At 44.0% G+C, this 20837-nt stretch carries 22 protein-coding genes; 13 read left to right on the top strand and 9 right to left on the bottom strand.

Annotation, left to right across the window (positions count from 1 at the left end; translation table 11 throughout):
* Positions 1-6: 6 nt before the first annotated feature.
* The 3 genes from AC6R1O_RS11780 (at position 7) to AC6R1O_RS11790 (ending at position 4824) form a co-directional block, all read left to right on the top strand.
* Positions 7-276: an EF-hand domain-containing protein gene (locus AC6R1O_RS11780; protein ID WP_500633139.1), complete on the top strand. Its 270-nt coding sequence runs from the start codon at positions 7-9 to the stop codon at positions 274-276.
* A 124-nt stretch (positions 277-400) separates the two neighbouring features.
* Positions 401-1723, top strand: coding sequence for an efflux RND transporter periplasmic adaptor subunit (locus AC6R1O_RS11785; protein WP_500631001.1), 1323 nt, complete (start codon positions 401-403; stop codon positions 1721-1723).
* Positions 1720-4824 carry an efflux RND transporter permease subunit gene (locus AC6R1O_RS11790; protein WP_500657087.1) on the top strand — a complete coding sequence of 1035 codons (3105 nt, stop codon included), beginning with the start codon at positions 1720-1722 and terminating at the stop codon, positions 4822-4824. The genes AC6R1O_RS11785 and AC6R1O_RS11790 overlap by 4 nt, the downstream gene beginning before the upstream one ends.
* 620 nt (positions 4825-5444) lie before the next feature.
* Here the strand turns inward: AC6R1O_RS11790 and AC6R1O_RS11795 are convergent.
* On the bottom strand, positions 5445-5840 hold the full coding sequence (locus AC6R1O_RS11795; RefSeq protein WP_500657088.1) for a PaaI family thioesterase: 396 nt from the start codon (positions 5838-5840) through the stop codon (positions 5445-5447).
* Positions 5841-5889: 49 nt separating this feature from the next.
* On the opposite strand from AC6R1O_RS11795, the gene AC6R1O_RS11800 reads away from it, so the two are divergent.
* On the top strand, positions 5890-6168 hold the full coding sequence (locus tag AC6R1O_RS11800) for a DUF134 domain-containing protein (RefSeq protein ID WP_372068609.1): 279 nt from the start codon (positions 5890-5892) through the stop codon (positions 6166-6168).
* On the opposite strand, the gene nqrM is transcribed toward AC6R1O_RS11800, so the two are convergent.
* From nqrM to AC6R1O_RS11830, 6 genes are all read right to left on the bottom strand, one after another.
* Positions 6155-6385: a (Na+)-NQR maturation NqrM gene (nqrM, locus tag AC6R1O_RS11805; RefSeq protein WP_500632503.1), complete on the bottom strand. Its 231-nt coding sequence runs from the start codon at positions 6383-6385 to the stop codon at positions 6155-6157. The genes AC6R1O_RS11800 and nqrM overlap by 14 nt on opposite strands.
* Positions 6385-6903, bottom strand: coding sequence for a NifB/NifX family molybdenum-iron cluster-binding protein (locus AC6R1O_RS11810; protein ID WP_500630958.1), 519 nt, complete (start codon positions 6901-6903; stop codon positions 6385-6387). The genes nqrM and AC6R1O_RS11810 overlap by 1 nt, the downstream gene beginning before the upstream one ends.
* Positions 6904-7313: 410 nt before the next feature.
* A complete protein-coding gene (cydX, locus tag AC6R1O_RS11815) occupies positions 7314-7421 on the bottom strand; it encodes a cytochrome bd-I oxidase subunit CydX (protein WP_203514106.1) in 108 nt (35 codons plus the stop codon).
* Between the two features lie 12 nt (positions 7422-7433).
* Positions 7434-8570 carry a cytochrome d ubiquinol oxidase subunit II gene (gene cydB, locus AC6R1O_RS11820; protein WP_500630957.1) on the bottom strand — a complete coding sequence of 379 codons (1137 nt, stop codon included), beginning with the start codon at positions 8568-8570 and terminating at the stop codon, positions 7434-7436.
* Between the two features lie 15 nt (positions 8571-8585).
* Positions 8586-10172 carry a cytochrome ubiquinol oxidase subunit I gene (locus AC6R1O_RS11825; RefSeq protein WP_500657089.1) on the bottom strand — a complete coding sequence of 529 codons (1587 nt, stop codon included), beginning with the start codon at positions 10170-10172 and terminating at the stop codon, positions 8586-8588.
* Between the two features lie 131 nt (positions 10173-10303).
* Positions 10304-10777, bottom strand: coding sequence for a Dps family protein (locus tag AC6R1O_RS11830; RefSeq protein WP_500630955.1), 474 nt, complete (start codon positions 10775-10777; stop codon positions 10304-10306).
* 245 nt (positions 10778-11022) lie between these two features.
* Between AC6R1O_RS11830 and AC6R1O_RS11835 the strand changes: the two genes are divergently transcribed.
* Both AC6R1O_RS11835 and AC6R1O_RS11840 read left to right on the top strand, forming a co-directional pair.
* Positions 11023-12003 carry an SLAC1 anion channel family protein gene (locus AC6R1O_RS11835; RefSeq protein WP_500657090.1) on the top strand — a complete coding sequence of 327 codons (981 nt, stop codon included), beginning with the start codon at positions 11023-11025 and terminating at the stop codon, positions 12001-12003.
* A gap of 31 nt (positions 12004-12034) precedes the next feature.
* A complete protein-coding gene (locus tag AC6R1O_RS11840; RefSeq protein WP_203514101.1) occupies positions 12035-12376 on the top strand; it encodes a carboxymuconolactone decarboxylase family protein in 342 nt (113 codons plus the stop codon).
* Between the two features lie 47 nt (positions 12377-12423).
* Here AC6R1O_RS11840 and AC6R1O_RS11845 read toward each other — a convergent pair whose 3' ends face one another.
* Positions 12424-13230 (bottom strand): AraC family transcriptional regulator, encoded by an 807-nt coding sequence (locus AC6R1O_RS11845; RefSeq protein WP_500630952.1) that lies wholly within the window; start codon positions 13228-13230, stop codon positions 12424-12426.
* A gap of 206 nt (positions 13231-13436) precedes the next feature.
* Between AC6R1O_RS11845 and AC6R1O_RS11850 the strand changes: the two genes are divergently transcribed.
* From AC6R1O_RS11850 to AC6R1O_RS11875, 6 genes are all read left to right on the top strand, one after another.
* A complete protein-coding gene (locus tag AC6R1O_RS11850; RefSeq protein ID WP_500630951.1) occupies positions 13437-14087 on the top strand; it encodes a peroxiredoxin in 651 nt (216 codons plus the stop codon).
* A 107-nt stretch (positions 14088-14194) separates the two neighbouring features.
* Positions 14195-15058, top strand: coding sequence for an MBL fold metallo-hydrolase (locus AC6R1O_RS11855; RefSeq protein WP_500657091.1), 864 nt, complete (start codon positions 14195-14197; stop codon positions 15056-15058).
* 15 nt (positions 15059-15073) lie between these two features.
* On the top strand, positions 15074-15484 hold the full coding sequence (locus AC6R1O_RS11860; protein WP_372068627.1) for a protein tyrosine phosphatase family protein: 411 nt from the start codon (positions 15074-15076) through the stop codon (positions 15482-15484).
* 35 nt (positions 15485-15519) lie between these two features.
* Entirely contained in the window at positions 15520-17247 is a 1728-nt protein-coding gene (locus AC6R1O_RS11865; RefSeq protein WP_500632497.1) for a SulP family inorganic anion transporter, read from the top strand.
* Positions 17248-17330: 83 nt separating this feature from the next.
* A complete protein-coding gene (locus AC6R1O_RS11870) occupies positions 17331-18647 on the top strand; it encodes an NAD(P)/FAD-dependent oxidoreductase (protein ID WP_500657092.1) in 1317 nt (438 codons plus the stop codon).
* 175 nt (positions 18648-18822) lie between these two features.
* Complete coding sequence (locus AC6R1O_RS11875) at positions 18823-19032, top strand: rhodanese-like domain-containing protein (protein WP_500657093.1); 210 nt, start codon at positions 18823-18825, stop codon at positions 19030-19032.
* Positions 19033-19110: 78 nt separating this feature from the next.
* Here AC6R1O_RS11875 and AC6R1O_RS11880 read toward each other — a convergent pair whose 3' ends face one another.
* Entirely contained in the window at positions 19111-20508 is a 1398-nt protein-coding gene (locus tag AC6R1O_RS11880; protein ID WP_500630946.1) for an SLC13 family permease, read from the bottom strand.
* A 125-nt stretch (positions 20509-20633) separates the two neighbouring features.
* On the opposite strand from AC6R1O_RS11880, the gene AC6R1O_RS11885 reads away from it, so the two are divergent.
* Positions 20634-20837 (top strand): cupin domain-containing protein (locus AC6R1O_RS11885; RefSeq protein ID WP_500657094.1); only part of this gene is annotated, 204 nt, incomplete at its 3' end.

Consider the following 20837-nt stretch of genomic DNA (forward strand, 5'->3'; position numbering starts at 1 on the left):
AAAGGCATGAATAACAATATGTCACGCCCAGTATTTTCACAGTTTGATCTCGATGGTGATGGCAAGATAACCGAAGCCGAGTTCAATCAAGCACGCTCAGAACGTATTGCCCAGCGAGCAGAAGAGGGACGTACGTTGAAAAATATCAATCAAAGCCACAGTTTTGCTTCGTTAGATAGCAACGCGGATCGCGCTATCTCTCAACAAGAGTTTAATGCTCATCAAGGCATGGTGAACCCCAAAAATACCATGGACAAAGGCAAAAACAATCAGTAGCTCAATTCAATCAGGCCTCCATTTGTGAGGCCTGACTTACTTTGAGATCAAGGAAGCAAATCCGCTTATGTTGGTGTGCTACCTTTTGATTAAGGAAAAGCTAATATATAGTAAGGGAATCGCTATGACTAGGTATAGCTGGTTACAAAGGGCTCTGTTTGTTCCTCCTGTTTTGTTGGGCATCGCGTTATTGGTGATCGCACCAGGGATGAAGGCTGAACCGCCTAAAGCGAGTAATACGGCTGCTAAAAAGGTGGTTCGGGTGTTGAAAGTCGAGCCGCGAAATATCCAACCTTCTGCCATCGGATATGGACATACCGAGTCTGTTCAAGACTGGCAGGCACAGTCTGAACTTGACGGCGCGGTTGTGTGGGTTTCTGAGCAATACAAAACGGGCGCTATTATCCGCAAAGACAGCGAACTCCTTAGAATTGACCCCACCTCTTATCAACTTACTATTGCCCGTTTGCAAGCTGAGCTTGAAGTGCTAATGCTAACGAATCAGACCATTATCGATTCGCTCAAGATTGCAGAGAAAGAGTTTGAGGTACAACAGTCAGAATATGCCCGCTCAATCAAATTGAGTGAAACCGGGCATATCTCCAAAACAGAGAAAGACCGCGCGACCAAAGACTTGCTCAGTAGCCAGCAACAGCTCCAGACACAGAAAAACCAACTGGCCATTAATCAAGCGCAGCAAAAGGTTTTGCAAACGGAACTAGCACTTGCAAACCGAGATCTCGAACAAACCGTAATTAAAGCCCCATTTGATATTCGCATTGTCGAAACCTTGGTTGGACTCGCCGAGTATGTCAACAAGGGGGAATTGCTGCTCAAAGCGGATGACATCGATGCCGTTGAGGTTCGCGCGCAGTTTCCGCTTGGTAAAATGCGTCCGCTAAGAATTTCCAATCGCTTTGACTCGCTTGACGAAGATGTTCATAGCAACTTGAGCGCGACAGTCGAGCTCCAAGCAGGCGATAAAGTAATTACTTGGCCTGCCGAGATCAGTCGCTCCGGCGGTGAAATCGATGCCCAGACTCAAAGCCAAAGCCTGGTTGCACAAATCAATCAGCCATATCAGCAAGCCATTCCCGGGGAGAAGCCACCACTTATTCGTGGGACTTTCGTTAAAGTCACGATTAAAGCACCAATGATGGAGCAACAAGTCCTGCTACCGATAAACGCCATCCATGATGGTAAAGTTTACACTGTCTCTGAAGGTAAACTGAAAAGCAAACCTGTCAGGATAGATTTCGTCCAAGGGCAGGTTGCGGTGATCAAATCTGGCGTGGAATTCGGTGATGTGGTTGTGCTAAGTAAACTTTCACCCGCCGTTGAGGGGATGGCTTTACAACCGCAACCGGATGAGAAAATCGGCCTTTGGTTGGATACGCAGAGCGGATTTAAAGCCCTAAACGCGATTCAGAAAGAGGGCAAATTATGATCGCTTTTTTTGCTCGGCACACCACTGGCGCCAATGTCCTGATGATGGCGGTACTGCTGTTAGGGGCTTTTGCCTTGCCCAAACTGCAGAAAGACACTTTTCCGTTGACGCCGACCAAAAATGTTGAGGTTCGGATCGTTTATCCGGGCGCGTCACCTTTTGAGATGATGGAAGCAGTGTGTTACCCGTTGGAAGATTCTCTCGATAAGCTGAGTGGAATTAAAGAGTTAAGCTGTGATGCCCGAGAGAGTTTGGTCATCGCCAATGTGGAAATCGGCGATGATGAAGACATTGACACTTTAACCAGCGATATTCAACAGCAGGTTAACGCCATCAGTGATTTTCCGGATCGAGTTGAGCAGATCACGGTATCGAAACTGGACCGAGTGGCAACGGTGGCCAGTGTCGCGATTACCGGCAATATGTCAGATAGGGACTTATATCTCTATGCCCAACAAATTAAGCACAAGTTAAAAGAGAGCCCATTGATCGCTCAGGTGACCGTGAGCGGTTTTGCGGATCAAGAAATAGAAATTCGTGTATCGCAGTGGAAGCTGCAGCAGTACGGCCTGAGTGTGTCCGACTTGTCCAATCTAGTACAACAGCAAAGTATCAGCACTCCTGCTGGCGTATTTAGTAATGACTTGGAAGAGATCAGCGTCCGCTTCGACCACTTAGGCAGCAACGTCAGAGACTTCGAAAATATCGTGATTAAATCTAGTGAGACGGGGACTCAGGTTCGCCTCGGTGATGTTGCCGTTATTCAGCAGAAGTTCACTAGCGATGAAAATCAAATCCTGTTCAATGGTCAGCGTGCCGCTTTGCTTCAGGTGTCCAAAACGCAATTTCAAGATACCTTAACGGTCAAAGATGCGATCGTCAGCATTGTTGAAAAAGAACAGGCGAGAGCCCCTGAAGGCGTCGCTTTAACCATCACCCAAGATTCCAGCACCAATATTATTGAGCGTCTGAGAATCCTCACAAGCAATGGCGCACAGGGATTAGCACTGGCATTTTTGATGTTGTGGGCGTTTTTTAATATTCGCTTTAGCTTTTGGGTCACCATGGGGCTGCCGGTTTCATTCCTTGGCGCCATTTTTGCGATACAACTTCTCGGTTATACCCTGAATATGATGACGCTGGTCGGGCTGATTGTTGCGATTGGTCTGATAATGGACGACTCGTTGATCATTGCAGAAAACATCGCTGCCAAGAGGCAACAAGGGCTACCCGCGTTTGACGCTGCAGTTGAAGGTACCAAACAAGTCTTCCCAGGTGTGATTGCATCGTTTGCTACCACCATCATGGTGATAGGGCCGCTGATGTTTCTCACAGGCAAGATGGGGGAAGTACTACGCTATATTCCCATCGTGTTATTGATTACCTTGTTTGTTAGTCTGATAGAAGCTTTCTTGATCTTGCCGTCTCATTTGGCACATAGCCATACTGAATCTCGCTCTAATCCTATACGGGACAAGTTTATTGCCGGTTTTGAAAACATCAGAGACAGATTCTTTGTGCCAGTGAGTGTCAAGGCGATGAATGCACCTTATCTTTCAGTAGGGATATTGGTGATGGTGGTGATGATTTCAACCGCTTCCATTTCGTCAGGTTGGCTGAAATTCAAAGCCATGCCTGCCTTGGAAAGTGATGTGCTGCAGGCGCGTATCTTGCTCCCTCAAGGCAGTTTACTGAGCCAGACAGAGGCGGTGGTGGAGAAGATTTCAAACGCGCTTGATGAACTCAACCAAGAATACGCAGAGAAATACCCAAGCTCAAAACCTTTGGTCGTGAGCACCACGATCATGTTCAACTCAAATGCTGATGCTAATGAGTCGGGGCCGCATATGGCAACCGTCAGTGCCGATCTATTGCCAGCGCAATTTAGGCAGCAGAGCATTAAAGATCTGATCCAAGATTGGAAACAAAAAGTAGGCCCTACGGCGGATGTGGTTTCACTCAAGTTTACCGATAAAGAACGGGGCATTGCTGGCAATGGCATTGATATTCGGGTTCAGGGGGAGTCGTTACAAGAGCTCAATCAAGTCAGCCGCTCGCTGGTGAAATGGTTGAAGGGATTTGACGGTGTCTATAACCTCTCCACCGATCTGCGTGAGGGCAGAACCGAATTTCACGTTAACCTTAAAGATGAAGCTGACGTGATGGGAGTTAATGCTTCCAACATTGCTCAAACGCTGCGCAGCGCGGTAAAAGGCAGTACTGATCTGATGGTTTTCCAACAAGGCGAGCTGGTGGATATTAGTGTGAGACTGGATGAGTTTACGCGCCAAGCTAGCCTGTATGAGTTGAATAACTTGATGGTGACGGCAGGCAATGGAACCCTAGTTCCATTATCAAGTGTTGCGACGTTTGACAGAAAACAAGCCTTCTCGCGAATTCACCGCATTAATGGGATGAACACTGTGGTTGTGCAAGGCAATATCGATACGCGGGTTGCCAATGCGCGTGAAATCATGCTGCAGTTCAATAGCGAATTTGTCTCGCAAACTCAACACAAATTCCCAGACATCACCTTCACCTCGCAAGGTCAGGATAAAGAAAGCTCAGATACGGGCTCCTCGCTGGCGACCTTCTTTGCTCTTGGCGTGGTGGGGATTTATCTTATTTTAGTGTTCCTGTTACAAAGCTACACTCAACCGATTGCTGTGCTGCTGGCAATCCCTATGGGCTGGATTGGTGTGGTATGGGGGCACTTGGGCATGGGGTTCGATTTGACTATTCCAAGCTTGGTTGGCTTTGCTACCTTAGCGGGTATCGTCGTTAACGATAACATTCTGTTGGTCAATTTTATTAAGAAGAATATCGCCCAAGGCGAGCGCTTGATAGACGCTTGTCGAGAGGCGGTACGTGACCGATTTAGAGCGATATTTATCACCTCGTTAACCACATTTGCAGGATTGCTTCCACTGTTAACCGAAACCAGTACGCAAGCGCAATTTCTGATCCCGTTAATTGCCAGTATTGCGTTTGGCTTAGTCTCGGCTACGTTACTCGCGTCAATTGTTGTGCCTTGCGTGCTGCTTATTTTGGACGATTTAAAGCTGACCAAATGGGCAGAAGGTGCTCAATCTTCCCTTTGAGGCCCCTGGGAGTGCATGCTGAACCATGTCATTTAGCCCGGCATGAAAATGGTAGTTTGCGTAGAATTTATTTGGCGATTAAACCCTATCACTGACTGCTGTTTTTTTTGCTTACCGTTAATCTGACTTTTGCTGCGTCTCGGCCAATATTTATGGCATAATTTAAACTTACCGGCAGATCGCTAGTACTAGAGCCACTTCCCTTTGTCCTTGACACGAACCAACCATGATCACGAAATGCACTTTTTCTTATATCTCTGTTTGCGTGATGGCCCAAGAAATTTGGGCGAAGAGTCTGAGGTCACTAATAGAGAAGATAATCCGTACTTCGTTAATGTAGCAAAGTCCCTGAAACACTTTCGTCCAAAATCTATCTCCCAACAAGAATCTCACGCTCATCAACTAGTTTTGTTCAGAACCTTCAATAGATGGCACTTCCCAGCTCAGAAGTGCTCCAAAGCAATTTAGATTAGCTAATAATTCTGGAACTAGTAGTTGGTATATATTATCTAAGCGAAATCACTCTCCACAGAATGGCATTTGAATGGTTACAGGGAGGTTTACTACGATGTCAGTCGTATCACAAAGCGATTATCGACATCTCAAGTATGTCTCGGGTATTACATAAATTTAGCTTCAGCAGATGAGTAACAGTCCTCACCGATTAAAATGCGACTCTGCATTAAATACATACCTCTCTTTTCCATGAAGCAATGAGCCTGAACCTGAATTACTGAATTGAGAGGGATTGGCTTGAGATAGCGAACATCAAGTCGAGCTGTCATAGCGCAGACATCACGAGCAAATAGACAATGCGTCATTGCTGCATCGTGCAATGTAGCAATCACACCGCCCTGCATCACACCTTGATAGCCTTGCACTTTTTTAGTTGGTACAATTTGCCCCAAAACACCTCCGTCAGCCGTTAACTCAAAGTGGATGGCACTATGATCGTTGAAAAAAGGCTGGCTGCAAACCGCACATTGTTGGTGATTTTTGGGTATATAAATAGACATAAAATACTACTCGGTTAGAAAAGACGATAAGACTAGAGGTGTAAACAAATTGGCAAGACCAAAAAAAGAGCGCAACATTTGTCAAGGCGCGCCATACGAGTGTTTTAAACCTAATGGCGTGCCTCTTGCTCAACTCAATAAAGTTGAGTTGTTAGCCGAGGAACTCGAAGCTCTGCGATTGGCCGATCTCGAAGATCTTAGTCAAGCAGAAGCTGCGGCTAGTATGGGAGTCTCTAGGCAAACATTTGGCAATATCGTAAAGCATGCTCGTGCCAAAGTAGCTCAGAGCTTAGTTCATGGTCAGGCACTCATGTTTAGTCGAGAGTGATAGCCAGAACCTTATCGCCTGATGCTTGAGGTTCCTGTATTTGGTGAAGTGTACGCGCATGTTCATCGCACGTTTCGACGCAGTTGCACTCTCTTTCTATTTCAATACTAGCCAGCCCACCACAACTGCCTTGTATAGTCTGACGTTTTAGCATTACGCCTATCGCCATGAAAACCACAAAGGCCAAAAAAGTCGCAAAGCTGATTAGGTAAATCATTATTTTTTCTCTTGTTTATCGAGTAAGTTGAACGTTTTCGCCAAGTGATTCATCGTTTGTGGTGAAAGCTTATTAGTGATTATTCTAGGGCTTGTAACTTTTCCTTCACTGTATGTTTCTCGCATACCAATTGCAGTAGCGCGTATTGTACTCCGGCTTGAACACCTCGCTCTATTTTTATTCGCTGACGGCCGAGCAAATTCAATTTGAGTAACAGGAGTCAGTTGGCTTTCATCAAAGCTCTCCAGAGAGAACCCACGCGGTGCACTCAGAACACGAACATTGAGCTTAAACAGTGTACTTAGCATATTAGAACCAATTGAACGAACGACAACAGCATGAATCTGATTATCTTGCAATACCTCGCGCCAAAAGTGCTTATGGCCACAACACGATGATGACTTAGGCAGTTCAAGGATTCGTTTGGTATTTGCTTGGTTGTCCCACAGCATAATTTGAGGGGCTTTAGCAAAATGATTGGAAAGAGAAGATCCGCGGCAGGGAATGGCAAACAACATAGTGCTCTCCTTTATCTGTGTATAATAGACACCATACAATTAGTTATTGGCATATGCCAATAACTAATTGTGAAATATTAAGATCCATCACCGTATTACTAGTTTGAGCGGCTATTCAGTACACCTTGACTGTGACGCTTATGCTTTTGGGCTTGCCCCGTGATTCAAACACGATGGAGAATGTCTTTCCTGTAAACTTGCGATCTGGCGATACTACCCAGTTAGCTTTCTCGCGAATAGAACGATGGCACTAGCGAGAAAAATCCTGATCTGACTGGGCCAAATACACCTCACATCAGAGAACTTGATTTGACTAAGGGCAGGAACAGCAAATTACTGAGATAGATGTTTTGGGATCTCTACGTTCCCTTTGCGACGCCTTTCGATAACGGTGCATCGTGTTCGGCAGCTCATGAACCATCCTCATCCATCATTTCTGAGTTTTCTAACCATAGAGCGTTAATAATGCCGAATGAGCTCGCTAGTAACACACCTAAAATCCATGCAAAGTACCACATGTGAATTGCTCCCTAGTAAAGTGAATTCTTGTTATTTTCAATAAATTCATTATCGAGACGGCCAAACATTTTGTAGTATGCCCATGAAGTGTACATAAGGATAATAGGCACGAATATAGCAGCTATACCTGTCATTATTTGAAGCGTCAGTTCACTTGACGTTGAGTCCCACATTGTCAAGCTGTGATTTGGTTCCAGATCAGAAGGCATAACGAACGGGAACATTGAGAAGCCCGCGGTCAGTATAATTCCAGTAGATGTAAGGCTAGAGAACAGGAAAGCTAAACCGTTCTTCTCAACTTTGGTTGCTAAAATGGTCAACAGTGGCATTAGTACCCCCAAAAGTGGTGCGATACACATAGCAGGGTAGTCCGCAAAATTTCCCATCCACGCACCAGACTCACGTACTACTTCTTTAGCCAGCGGGTTAGATGCAGCTAGAGTGTTTAGCTCACCAACAATTACATAACCGTCAATAAATTGAACCCAAAAACCTGCTAGAACAAATAGAACAGCAACTGACAGCGACGACTGCGTCGTATACTTACGTGCACGACAATAAACTTCTTCGGTTGTCTTCATTTGCAACCAAGTAGTCCCCATCATCAGAAACATACCCAAACTAATTGCACCACAAAGCAGTGCGAACGGATTGAGCAGACCGAAGAAAGAACCGTGGTAAGTAACCATCATCAGATCATTCAGTGTAAACGGTACTCCTTGAATTAAGTTGCCGAATGCTACACCAAAAATTATCGGTGGGATAAAACCACTAATACTTATAGCTATATCCCAGTTACTACGCCATTTTGAATTTTCGATTTTAGATCGGTAATCCAGCCCTATAGGACGTAACCAAAGAGCTGCCAGCGTCACTATCATAGCAAAGTAAAACCCAGAGAATGAGACTGCATATATTAGTGGCCATGCTGCGAACAAAGCACCACCCGCCGTGATCAGCCATACCTGATTACCGTCCCAGTGAGGTGCAATGGAGTTGATCATCACACGGCGTTCGTTGTCCGTTTTACCGATAATTGGTACCAGGGCACCCACACCCATATCAAAACCATCTGCAATGGTAAAACCAATTAGCAACACACCGACTAGTACCCACCAAATAAATCGAAAAGCTTCGTAGTCAAACATTGTCATTCTCCCTTGTTACATTTCTACTTGGCGGTTAACTTCGTCTTGTGCAAGTTCACCGTTCTTTTCAAAGTGGTAGCGACCCGTCTTGAGGATGCTCGGTCCCTTACGTGCAAATTTAACCATCAGATAAACTTCCACGATCAGGAATACGGTATACAAGGCTGCTATTGCAAGTAGTGACCCCCACAACTGGCCGGCAGTCAAGCCCGATACCGCGAGGTCAACTGGCAGGATTTCACCTACAGCCCAAGGTTGACGCCCATACTCTGCGACGAACCAACCTAGTTCAACGGCAAGCCAAGGCAAAGGGATGCTCAAAAGTGATGCTTTGAGAATCCAAGGCTTCTGAGTGATTTTCTGTCGGCACGTTTGGATAAACGCGGCACCAAACACGAACAGCATCGTGAATCCGATAGCGACCATCAGGCGGAAAGACCAAAATAATGGCCCCACGGCTGGGATAGAATCTTCAACTGCAGACGCAATCTGCTCATCTGTAGCATCGACCACTTCATCGGTGTAGCGCTTGAGAAGTAAACCGTAACCTAGATCGTCTTTGACATGATCGAATTCGAGCATGTTTTCTTCTGAGGTTTCTCCACCTCGCAGTTTTTGAAGCAATTCATACGCGTGTATACCGTTACGTATACGTTCTTCATGCTCCACCTTGAGATCAGCGATACCAGTTACTTGTCCGTCTAGGGAGCGAGTCGCTATGATACCTAGAACCCAAGGGATCTTAATTGCGAAGTCATTGTGCATCGTTTCCTGATTTGGAAAAGCGATGACAGTAAATGCAGCAGGAGCTGGTTCTGTATGCCATTCTGCTTCAATTGCTGCCAGCTTAACTTTTTGTACGTCACCGAGTTCATAACCAGATTCGTCACCAAGTACGATTACAGAAAGTACCGCCGCTAGACCAAATGATGATGCGATTGCAAATGAACGACGTGCAAAAGGAATGTCACGTCCTTTGAGGAGGTAGTATGAGCTAATGCCAAGTACGAACATAGCGCCTGTTGTGTAGCCCGCTGCTACGGTATGAACAAACTTAACTTGAGCTACTGGGTTAAGAACAAGTTCTGCAAAACTGACCATTTCCATACGCATGGACTCAAAGTTAAACTCTGAACCAACAGGGTGTTGCATCCAACCATTGGCAACTAAGATCCATAGAGCAGAAAAGTTTGAGCCCAAGGCAACCAACCAGGTAACAACTAAGTGCTGGCGCTTAGACAGACGGTCCCAGCCAAAAAAGAAAAGGCCTACGAAAGTGGATTCTAAGAAAAAGGCAACGAGGGCTTCAATGGCTAGTGGTGCACCAAATATGTCACCGACATAATGAGAATAATACGACCAGTTCGTTCCGAACTGAAATTCCATAGTCAAACCGGTTGCTACACCTAGTGCGAAGTTTATACCGAACAGCTTGCCCCAAAATTTGGTCATGTCCTTATAGATTTCTTTGCCTGTCATAACGTAGACAGACTCCATGATGGCGAGCAAGAAAGCTAAACCTAAAGTCAATGGAACGAACAAAAAGTGATACATCGCTGTAAAGGCAAATTGCAGTCGTGATAGATCAACTATGTCAATCATAGTTACTCCTATTTGTCGGTTAAACGACACAGATACCTGTTGTATTAAATCGAGAGAATGCTGAGCCAGTAATTATCTGACAGTGCTAAGATAAAGTCGTAAGTGTCAGATTAGGCGCGAATTAATTTACTCTACTCGGCTGAAATAGCCCTTAACATCCATGCCGTTTTTTCATGCACGCGCATTCTATCTGAAATCAGTGCCGCTGATGATTCATCATTGGCTTCCTGAGCTATCGTTAGTATTTCACGGCAAGTCCTAATGACTTGTTCGTGACTTTGAGTGAGAATTTTCACCATATCCATTGCTAGCGGGATCTCCTCTACTTCTTCAATGGAGCTTAGTGCTGCTAAGGATTTATAAGTACCAGGAGCTATGATATTCAATGAACGAATTCGTTCAGCGATATCATCTACAGCTGTTGCAAGTTCTGTGTAATGTTCTTCGAACATCAAATGAAGCTCGCGGAACTGGCGACCGGTCACATTCCAGTGAAAGTTGTGAGTTTGTAAATAAAGGGTGTATGAGTCTGCCAACAATCGCTTTAGGCCATCAGCAATAGCAATACGGTCAGGTTCATTAATTCCTATATTGATAGTATCCATAGTAACTCCTTGATTAATAATAAAACCCAGAGAGAAAGTATCAGCATCTCTATCGAAAATATAGTTTGGGAATCGACCTATGCTGAAACTGGGCTAACAACTACTTTACAATATTATTTTTTTTTAAAATACCGGCTGTCGTATTAGGAATATAAATTGTCGTATTTTTTGTCAAAAGCGTCACTAATATGCGGTTATATTAAGATGCAACTAATAGTTAAAGTCAGTTTCTTAAAAGGCTTGTTATGAATAACGTATCCATAAACCACTCATCCTCTGCAAAGGTAGAAAGCCGATTAATACATTTCCCTATTTCAATGTTTTCCATCGTTATGGGGTTGAGTGGATTTTCAATTGCGTGGCAAAAAGCTCTGGGGATGTCTTTTCCTGTGGTGACAACATTCACCAGTGCTTTGGCAAGTATCGTTATGCTGCTGGTGAGCAGCCTTTATCTACTAAAACTCTTTCGCTATCCAAATGCAGTGATCGCAGAAACAAAACACCCGGTCAAGATTAATTTCTTTTCAGCTTTCTCAATCAGCCTATTACTCCTTTCCGTCGTTTGGCATAATTTTGAATCGCTTTCCTATTTTTTATGGGGCATAGGAGCGGCCGTCCAGCTATCGTTAACGTTATTGGTTATGCATAGCTGGATACACCACGATCACTATCGACTAGAGCACGCTAATCCTAGTTGGTTTATTCCGGTTGTTGGTAACATTATTGCTCCAATCACTGGAACTAAGTTGGGATATATGGAGGTAAGCTGGTTCTTTTTCGGCGTTGGTATTGTTTTTTGGATGGTACTATTAACCATCATTATCAACCGTTTGATTTTTCATGAAGCTCTGCCAAAACGTTTTAAACCTATGCTGTTTATCTTGTTAGCACCACCATCTATTGGTTTTGTGTCCTATAGCTCACTAGTGCCAGAGCTGACTGACTTATCCAGAATACTTGCTTCTGTGGCACTATTCACCGCTATTTTACTGGTACTAAATATCAATGAATTTAGAAAAGGTGGTTTTTATCTTTCATCTTGGGCTTCTTCATTTCCGGTAGCAGCTTTTAATGTTGCGTTATTTAGATATGCCGAGCTAGTTCATTTACCTGAATACTTCTATATGGGAATAGCGCTATTAGGATGTCTAACCCTTCTAATTTTTTGGCTTTTATTTAATACACTCAAAGCCATAAAGTACGGTGAAATCTGCAAACCAGATTAAATAAATTTAAATATACAACTAAGGTAAAGTTATGAGTAAAAATTATACAGAAATTAATCAGCAACAACGCAAACTAGGCTCCGCCTTTCGAAAAGAGAGCCCTGATACTCTCAACGCATTTTTAAGCCTTCACAAAGCAGCTTTTGCTCCGGGCGCTATGGGAACCAAGTATAAAGAGCTTATCGCAGTTGCGATTGCCATCAATGTACGTTGTGATGGCTGTATCGGTTCCCACGTTGAATCAGCGGTTAGAGCGGGAGCTTCCAGAGAAGAACTGGTTGAGACCATAAATGTTGCGATTTTGATGGGAGGTGGCCCTGCTGTTATTTATGGAACACAAGCGCTAGCTGCTGTGGACGAATTTAGCCGCTAATTAATTGTATCCGCTCTACTTGGTACAAGTAGGACGGATACACCATGTTAACCATCATTGTGCTTGGACTCGATACATTGCTGAGGAGGAACACCAAAAAATTTGCTGAACTCTCTAGTGAAGCTCGGAACACTCTTATATCCGATTTGATGTGCTACGGCTTTGCTTGTCATCCCTTGCTCTATAAGATCTCGCGCCAGAATCAACTTATACCGACTTTTCCATGTTCTAAACGTTAGTCCTGTTTCTTTAACAAATAGTCTCTCTATCGTACGCGGGCTTGCGCCAACCTTAGGTGCAAGGGAGAACAATTGATGGTTAGAAGAAAATTCGTTAATTAGTAAACTTAGTAATTTTTTCAAACGAGGGTCTGCCCCAGATGGCATCCAATAAGTTGTTTGCTCTAAAGAAGATAACTCTTCCAACACAACAAGACCCAATAAGCGACTGTAGTTTTGATTAGTCTTATCACTTACAAGCCTTTCCATAACATCTTTCAATAAACTACTGAGTTTCATTACGACGGCTTGCTCATTTCCTGGAAGAACGTCATAAAAAGGATCAACATATAAACTCAACAACACTGTGTTTGTGTCACTGGATAGCTCATGAAAGACGTTACTAGGAATCCATATCCCACATGATGTTGGTACTATCCATACCTTGTTACTACTAAGGATACTGAAGGTACCTGATTTAGCCCATATAAACTGTCCTCTAGGATGCTGGTGTTCAGGAACGCCAGTACCCGCTTCTAGTTGCCTTTTTTCTATAAGTACGGGCTTTGCACTATCAAGGATATATGCTTTGGCGCTTGGCTGAAGGTTTGTCGTGTTGAGATAGTTTCTTGTCATTTTTTGGTGAGTTTTATGTCATTGAGGGTTGTATACTGTGCGTATGGTTGGTCGATTATTAAACAGTATACAGTGAGTCGAATACGTCCACTTTGTTCCTAAAGTGATTATTAGAGATCGATCAGATTAAACCATAGCTTTTTAACTAGCCAGTTATTACTGAACTGATGATAACTAATCGATTGTAAGATGATGAAAGGTGACCTATGTGCGAACATGAAAAACAAATGGTAGCAATGCCACAGTTAAACAAACCAGCACCGGCATTCAATGCCAAGACAACACACGGGACGTTAAAGTTGGAAGACTACAAAGGAAAATGGCTCGTGCTATTTTCTCATCCTGCCGACTTTACACCAGTATGTACAACCGAATTTATGGCTTTTGCGAAGGCCAGTGATGACTTTAAAACACTAAATTGTGAATTGATGGGGCTGTCTATTGATGGTGTTCACGCGCACATCGCGTGGGCTCGTAGTATTAAAGATAACTTTGGAGTAGAAATTAACTTCCCGATTATCGCCGACCTGAATATGAAAGTTGCTAGCGCTTACGGCATGGTTCAGCCAGGAGCAAGTGATACTTCTGCTGTACGTGCCACTTTCGTTATCGATCCTGAAGGCGTTTTACGTGCAATGTTGTACTACCCCATGAGCAACGGCCGTTCAGTTGCCGAAATTCTTCGTTTGGTTAAAGCGTTACAAACTACAGACTCTAATGTTTGTGCAACTCCGGAGAGCTGGACTCCCGGCGATGAAGTGATTGTTCCACCACCAGCAACTACTCAAGAAGCCGAAGTGCGTAAAGATCAAGGTTACAATTATGTTGACTGGTACTTCAGCAAAAAAACGCTGTAATCGGCAAGCTCCACCCACTCTATATTGAGATGACATTTTAACGGGTACCTTCCGGTGCCCATCATTCCAATGCCGAGAAACTCAATATTTACAGCAACGGAGGAAACATGACTCCCAACGTTTATGAATTTTTTGATTCAAAAACCTTCACATACAGCTATGTCGTCGTTGATTTTAACAGTCAACAATGTGCTGTGATTGACTCAGTGCTCGACTATGATCCAGCATCAGGCAGAACTTCATACGAAATGGCTGACAAACTGATTGAGTTTGTAGTGGAAAGTGACTTACAGGTTGAGTGGATTCTTGAAACCCATGTCCACGCCGATCATCTAAGCGCGGCTCCCTATATCAAACAGAAACTCGGCGGAAAACTGGGCATTGGTGACAAAATCACGGTGGTACAGGATACGTTTGGCAAATTGTTTAATGCCGGTAGTGATTTTGCAATGGACGGTAGTCAGTTTGATCACCTGTTTGCTGATCAGGAAAGTTTTACCCTTGGCGGTATTAAAGCTCAGGCAATTCATACTCCGGGCCACACACCTGCTTGCATGGCTTATGTGATTGGAAACTGTGTATTTGTTGGCGACACCTTATTTATGCCCGATTACGGCACTGCCCGTTGCGATTTCCCCGGCGGAGATGCAGCGACCCTCTATCAATCAATTCAGAAATTATTCGCTCTGCCTGATGATACACGCGTCTTTATGTGTCATGACTACAAAGCACCACACCGCGAAGAGTATCTGTTTGAAACGACGATCGGTGATGAGCGTTTACACAATATTCACGTCAAACAGGGTATTTCTGAGCTGCAATTTGTTGAAATGCGTGAAGGACGTGATGCCACGCTGAATATGCCGACCCTGATTTTGCCTTCGGTTCAAGTCAATATGCGAGCCGGAGAATTACCACCGGAAGAAAATAACGGTGTGCGCTATCTGAAAATACCATTGAATAAAGTCTGAAGCGGAGTTTCTGTTATGCTGGTACCAATCTATCTAACCGATTCAATTACCGTTTCATCACAAATTCTGCCCAGCGATGTAGCACGTCTTGCTGTGATGGGATTTAAGTCTATCGTCAATAACCGCCCTGACGGGGAAGAAAATGGTCAGCCTCTGAATAGAGAAATTGAACGACTGGCTAAAGAACAAGGCTTAGCCTATTTCCACTTACCAGTGATATCCGGAAATATTACTCAAGAGCAGGGGAAACAGTTTGGTCAGTTCTTTGCACAGGCCCCTAAGCCTATTTTTGCTTTCTGCCGTACAGGCACACGTTGCAGTGCACTTTGGTCGATGAGCTGCGACGAATTAGGCTCATTTGATCACCGTATTGCCCAAGCCGCCGAAGTGGGTTTTGACCTGAGTTGGGTTAAGCAGCCCGATTGAACGAATTCACATACATTGCTTAGGATAACCAAGGCATGAAAAATTCCTGGTTGAAATGGTTGCCGATATCGTCTTGGTTGCCTGACTATTCGCGTCATGATGCTACTAAAGATGGCTTAGCGGCTATTATCGTGACTTTGATGTTAATTCCACAAAGTCTTGCATACGCGATGGTCGCTGGCCTGCCGCCCGTTGTTGGTCTGTACGCCAGTATTTTGCCGCTGATCGCTTATACTCTGTTTGGTACTAGTAAAACACTAGCCGTTGGTCCGGTCGCAGTCATCTCACTAATGACCGCAGAAGCCGTTGCTCCTCTGTTTGAAATGGGTAGTCAAGGTTATATCACTGCGGCTGCAACCCTGGCATTTCTTTCCGGTATCGTGCTATTTCTGATGTCGGTACTAAGACTGGGATTTCTGACGACGTTTTTAAGCCATCCAGTGCTTTCCGGCTTTATGACTGCCTCCGGTATCCTTATCTCTATCGGACAGTTTAAACATATTCTTGGCGTGCCGCTGCACGGAGAAAATGTAATTGAACGCCTGACTAATTTGATTCTTGCGTTACCTCAAACCAATTTTTATACCTTGCTGATTGGTACCTCCTGTTTGATTGCCCTGATCTACGCACGTAAGAACCTCAAAACTAGTTTAATTAAGCTAGGGCTTTCGTCAGAATTGGCAAGTCATGTAACCAAACTGGCTCCAGTGATGGTGATGATACTGAGTATTGTACTGGTAGCCCTGTTTGATTTGGACAAAAAAGGCGTCAGCGTAGTCGGCCAGATCCCAAGCGGTTTGCCCAGCTTTTCACTTCCATCACTCGATCTGGCACTAATCGGTGACTTGTTTCCAGCCGCTATTTTGCTGAGTATTATCGGTTTCGTCGAGTCAGCTTCCGTTGGGCAGACATTAGCAGCAAAACGTCGCCAGAGAATTGAGCCTAATCAGGAACTGATTGCCTTAAGTGGTGCCAACATTGCCTCCGCTATTAACGGTGGATTCCCGGTTACCGGTGGTCTATCGCGCTCAGTAGTCAATTATGATGCCGGCGCAGAAACACCATTAGCGGGCACATTTACTGCCATCGGCATCGGTATTACCGTGCTCTATTTCACACCGCTGTTTACTTACTTGCCACATGCGGTGCTAGCGGCAACCATTATCGTAGCAGTATCCGCATTGATTGATGTGAAAGCCATTATCCATACCTGGAAAAGCGCCAAAAGTGACGCTATCGCCATGTTTCTTACCATTATTGGTGTACTGGCCTTTAGTGTTGAGATTGGCGTACTGGCTGGACTGGCTGCCTCTCTGGCGCTATTTCTCTGGCGCACCAGTCGGCCACATATTGCAGTGGTCGGTTTAATTGAAGGGACTCAACATTTCCGCAATATCCTGCGCTTTAATGTGATCCAAAGTAAAACAGTACTCAGCCTGCGAATTGACGAAAGCTTATATTTCGCCAATGCTCGCTATCTGGAAGATCAGATTCCGGAATATCTGGAACAGTACCCACAAATCCAACACTTGGTATTGATGTTATCTGGGGTAAACATGGTGGATGCCAGTGCGCTGGAAAGCCTCACGTTGATTCACGAACGTCTGAAAGAATCCGAGATTCAACTGCACTTATCAGAAGTTAAAGGCCCAGTCATGGATGACATTCTAAAGTCAGATTTTTTTGAACACTTAAAAGGCAAGGTATATATCAGCCATTATGAAGCGATGGCTGATTTGGATAGTTCGATTTGCAATCGTTGATTTATTGCTACTCAATGAAGGTGTAGGACTGAGATAAGCGATTGTTTCTTTGTTTAATTTGTGCATTTCTAAAGGACCTATTTATGCCTATAACACGTAGAACATTATTAAAGTCCGGGCTCACTTTGGGCGCTTTAGGCGCTGTTGGTGTCGGGTATAATGAAGCAAGTAAAATCGATAGCAAAGCTAAAATTGTTATTGTTGGTGGTGGAGCCGGAGGAATTGGCATTGCAAACATGCTGCTACGCAAGCTTGATGGCGCGCAGATTACGGTTATTGAGCCACGCGACTTCCATTGGTATCAGCCAGGACAAACATTACTTCTTGCTGGATCTTATGATAGTAAAAGTGATGTCGTTGCGCCCTTAAACCGTTATGTAGATCGCCAGATAAACTGGAAACGCGGTACAGTGGTTGAGTTTCAACCAGATATGAACATAGTGATAACTGAAAGCGGTGAAAAAGTTGGATATGACTATCTAATCGTTTCAACTGGTATTGAGCTACGCTATGATCTTATTGAAGGAATGGAAACTGGATTAATAGGAAAAGGTGGAATAGCGAGTATCTATCACAGTCCAGAAGCTGGTCTAGCGAGCTATAAGCAGGCGCAACAGTTTGTTGAAAACCCAGGAAATGGTCAGGCAGTGTTCACCCGTCCAGTTGGTGCGATGAAGTGCGCCGGTGCACCAATGAAAGCCACAAACTTAGTTGAATATTTTGCTGCTCAAAGTGGGCGAAGAGACGAATTTAATTTCAACTACTATACGTCAGAAAACATACTTTTTTCTGTTAAGGCGTTCAATGACAAGTTGAAAGAGGTTTGGCAAAAGCGGAACATAACACCAAATTATGAGCAAGTACTTACCTCTATTGATAGCAGTAATAAATCGGCAATCTTTACTCAGCCAGATGGCTCAAGCCAACGCATTAACTGGGATTTTATTCATATCGTACCGCCGATGACACCGCCTAAGGTTATTCGTGATTCTGCGTTAGCAGACAATAAAAATTTCCTAGGATATTTGGATGTTGATAATTTTACTATGCAGCATAACCGTTATCCTAATGTTTTTGGCATTGGCGATTGTGTTGGTACACCAATTGGTAAAACAGCGGCATCAGTTAAATCCCAGCTTCCTGTTGTGGCGGAAAATTTATGCAGTTTAATAAAGGGGCAGTCGTTAACCGCTAATTGGGATGGTTATACTTCTTGCCCAATGATTTTGGATGTCGGCCATGCAATGTTGTGGGAATTTAACTATGCTTTGCAGCCAGTAACCGCCTTACCTTTTGAGATTGTTGATCCATTGGATGAAAGTGCGATCGCCTGGCGTTTTGAAGAAACGCTTCTGAGACCAGTTTATGATGTGATGCTTAAAGGATATACACCGATTTAGTCATTTTCAAATGATAGGTGGGGCTTTCCCACGGTGCAACCGGCAGTATTGTGGTTAATGAGTTTGTGTAAGCATAATGAAAAACCATTCATTCTTGATGTGCGTGGCCAGGATGAATATGAGCAGATGCGGCTTGGTATTGGTGAAACGTTAATTCCTTGTGCTAAGGTAGCGCTTGGACGAATTGCCACAAGATAAAGAAACGGAGATTATCTGCTATTGCAAAATCTCGTTAAGAGGTTATGAAGCTCAATTGGTACGTAGTGCTTATGGCTGGAAAAATGTAAAAGTAATGGAAGGCGGCGTAATGGCTTGGCCATATACTCGGGGAAAAATAGCTCAAAGTAGTAGTAAGCTGAAAACGCAATCACAAGTGATTTATTAATAAGAGCCTGACCAATTCAATGTGGTCAGGCTCTTATTATTTAGCATATTGATTGTATAAAGTATTAGTGGCAGGTTATTAACCAATCCAGCCTAGTAGTTGCCACCATAGGAAATCTAAAGGCATCAGCACAACAACCGTAATGGCCGTTAACGGAAGAGTAATTTTTAATAGCTTAGACAGAGGCTCTTTTGATAAGTGCATTGCAACGACTAGTGGTCCTACTTGATATGGGAAAATTACGGTCGAAAAACCAATTACCTGAGTCATTATAACAGCGGGTAGAGAGAACCCGGTTATTTGAGCGAAATCTCCGGCCATCGGTGTTAATACTGTTGGAACACCAGGGATTGTTGCGATTAATCCTGTGAGAGTTGAAATGATAGACAGTGCCATGAAACTCAGGAATGAGCTGTTTTGGTCTGCTGGAAGTATATGTCCAAATAACTGCCCTAATGCTGAGCCAATTCCGGATTCATTAACAAGAGCTCCCAGCCCTAAAGCACCTGCGACAAAAATCACTGTGGCAAAATCAACTGAGCTATTAAACGCTTTGGGTTCTACAATTCCCCATTTAGGTAATAGAAGTATAATTGCGGTCACTAAACCTACCCAGGCCGGATTAATGCCGTGAATGGTATCTGTTATCCAGAATAGCAAAGTGATAGCGAGCAAAATACCCACTTTTTTCTGCATTTTTTGGTCAGAAACAAAACTTTCGCTACTGGTGTCTTCAGCGGCTGATGGGGCCGAAATTTCGTCAGGGAAAATACGCAGTACTAACCAAATGACGACCAAAGATTTAACGATACCCAATATGGGAAAATGAAGTAGCAAGTATTCAGTGTAGCCAAAGGTAACATTAAAGAGGTTTTCACTGGAGCCAGCTAAAATCATGTTGGGAATATTGGCAGGTAACACTGCAAAACTTGGCATATTGCACGAAATTGCAAGGGCAGTAGCAATGCCAATTCGGCCGTTACTGCCTTTTTTCAGTCCAATGGTGTCAGCTAATGCCATACCAATGGGAATTAACACCACTGCTCTGCCTACGGAAGAGGGCATGATAAACCCCAGTAGCATGGCACTAAATACCAAACCGGCGATAAGTTGCGGGTAACTAACTGTTAAGTAAGGTGAAATCATTGTCGCAAGTTTTTGGCCCAACCCGGATTTGGAAATTGCTGCACCAATGATAAACCCTGAAATGATGAGCCATACAGCGGTAGAACCAAAACCCGCGAATACTATCGATGGTGAAATTAGGCCCAATATCGTGACTAAAGCAAAGAAAATCAAACTAGCCAGAAAGGGCGGAACGAATCCTGAGCTCCAAAAAACGAGTGTGACTAAGACAACTGCGGCACTCCGAGAAAACATCTCGGACTGACCTGGAAGTGGAAAGATACTAATCACAAGTGCAAATATCAAAGCGATAATTACAGCGACTGACTTTACATTGAGCCGGCTGACCATATGTGTTTTCTCCTGAACTTTTATAACTATTAGGTTCCGTTGACTTAAAAGATCAACAGGCTCTAGATATATTCTTTAGTTATTCCTAAAATACCTTTTTTTTTGATACGTTTTAACGAGACAGGATGTCAAAACATATTCCTAACACGACAATGTTATCGCCCAGCGACGTTGCCTTTGTCTTAGACCCAACTCAACCCGTGCTTGCCCATAGTCGCAGTATGGTTGCTGAGTCTGCTATCGAACCGCATGCTCATCCCAGAGGGCAGCTTCTTTGGGGCTCTAAGGGAATTTTGCGTGTAACCAGTGAAAAAGCTGTCTGGGTCGTT

The organism is Vibrio sp. R11-SG3-ISO3-SZ (genome assembly GCF_059834345.1).